We start from the raw sequence: 1,584 nt of genomic DNA, 5'->3' as shown, positions 1-1,584 counted from the left end.
GGGGGCGGGGCGGCGGGCGCGGGGCGCGGGGGGGGGGCGGCGGGGCGCGCGGCCCGCGGCGGCGCGGCGGCGCGCCGCGGCGGTGATCGGGGTGTTGGTGGCGCTGTTCTTCCTCGTCTCCGGCATGCCCTGGGGCATCACCACCGGGCTGACGCTGTGGGGCGCCAAGGCGCTGCAGGGGCTCGGCCTCGGCCTCTCGGCCAGCAGCTTCTGGATGGAGCCCTGGGCGGCCGAGGCGCTGCGCGGGCCGCTGCTGGCGGTGCATTCCTCGCTGGCCGATCTCGGGCTGCTGCTCGGCGCGCTGCTGGCCGCGGCGGCGGGCGGCGGGCTGCGGCATGGCGTGGCGCTCGGCCGGCGCGGCGCGGCCGGCGCGGCGCTGGGCGGGCTGCTGATGGGCGTCGGCGCGCGGCTCTCCTTCGGCTGCAATGTCGGCGCCTTCATCGGGGGCGCGGCCTCGGCCAGCCTGCACGGCTTCGTCTGGCTGCTGGCGGTGCTGCCCGGCTGCTGGATCGGCATCCGGCTGCGCCCGCTCTTCGGCCTGCCGCGTCTCTGATACCGGGTCGCGTCGGGCGCGCCCCTTGCCAGCCGTGCCGCATGGCGCGAGACCTACGGGGTGTTCGACAGCATCGCCGGCTATGCGCTGCCGGCCATCCTCGCGCTCGGCCTGGCCGGCGCGCTCATCGGCGCGGTCGGCGGGCTGCTCGGCATCGGTGGCGGCGTGATCGCCGTGCCGGTGCTGCTGGATGTCTTCGCCGCGATCGGCGTGGCGGAGGATGCGCGCCTTCCCGTCTCGGTCGGCACCGCGCATCTCGTCGTCGCGCTGGCGGCGGTGCCGGCGCTGTGGGGCCATGCGCGCGCCGGCACGCTGGACCGGCCGGTCCTGCGCGCCTGGCTGCCGCCGCTTGCCGCCGGCGGCGTGGCAGGACTGATCGCGGCGCATGTCGTCCCGCCGGTGCTCGCCCTGATCGTCTTCGCGGCGCTGATGCTCCTGCTCGCGGCGCAGATGCTGGCCGGGCGGCGGGTCCGGATCGGCGACAGCCTGCCCACGGGCCTGCCGGGCCTGGTGCCGCCTGCGATGGTGGGCTTCCTCGCCGCCGGCCTCGGCATCGGCGCGGGCACGCTCAGCGGGCCGGTGCTCGGGCTGTTCGGCGTGCCGCTGCTGCGCGCGGTCGGCGCCGGGGCGGCCTTCAACCTGGTGGTGGCGCTGCCCTCGGCGCTGGTCTTCGCGATGGAGCCCGGCCCGCCCGATGGCCTGCCCGGGGACGCGGTGGGCCGGGTGGCGCTGGTTGCCGCCGCGCTGCTGGCGGGGCCGGCGATGCTCGTCGCGCCCGCCGCCGCCCGGCTGGCGCGCCGGCTGTCCGAGCGGCTGCTCCGCGCGCTGTTCGTCGCCACCCTGCTGCTCATCGCGGCGCGCGTGCTGTCCAAGCTGGGCGGTTGAACCGCGTCCACACTGTCTGGAATTGGATGATTTCTTGAGCCGTCCCGGCGCCGCGCCCGCGCGCGCCCCGCCCCCGGCGGGCCCCCCCCGGCCGCGCGCGACAGGGGGGGGCGGGGCGGGCGACGCCCGCGGCAAAGCAGGGCCGC

At 78.6% G+C, this 1,584-nt stretch carries 2 protein-coding genes; both read left to right on the top strand.

Annotated elements, in window-relative coordinates; translation table 11 throughout:
• A partial coding sequence (locus AC1MIR_RS19980; RefSeq protein ID WP_480029941.1) for a YeeE/YedE thiosulfate transporter family protein occupies positions 1 to 553 on the top strand: 553 nt, incomplete at its 5' end.
• 60 nt (positions 554 to 613) lie between these two features.
• A complete protein-coding gene (locus tag AC1MIR_RS19975; RefSeq protein WP_480029940.1) occupies positions 614 to 1,438 on the top strand; it encodes a TSUP family transporter in 825 nt (274 codons plus the stop codon).
• Positions 1,439 to 1,584 lie beyond the last annotated feature (146 nt).

The sequence above is a fragment of the Falsiroseomonas sp. RANM36 genome (genome assembly GCF_056682175.1).
This window is presented reverse-complemented; position numbering and strand designations above follow the sequence as displayed.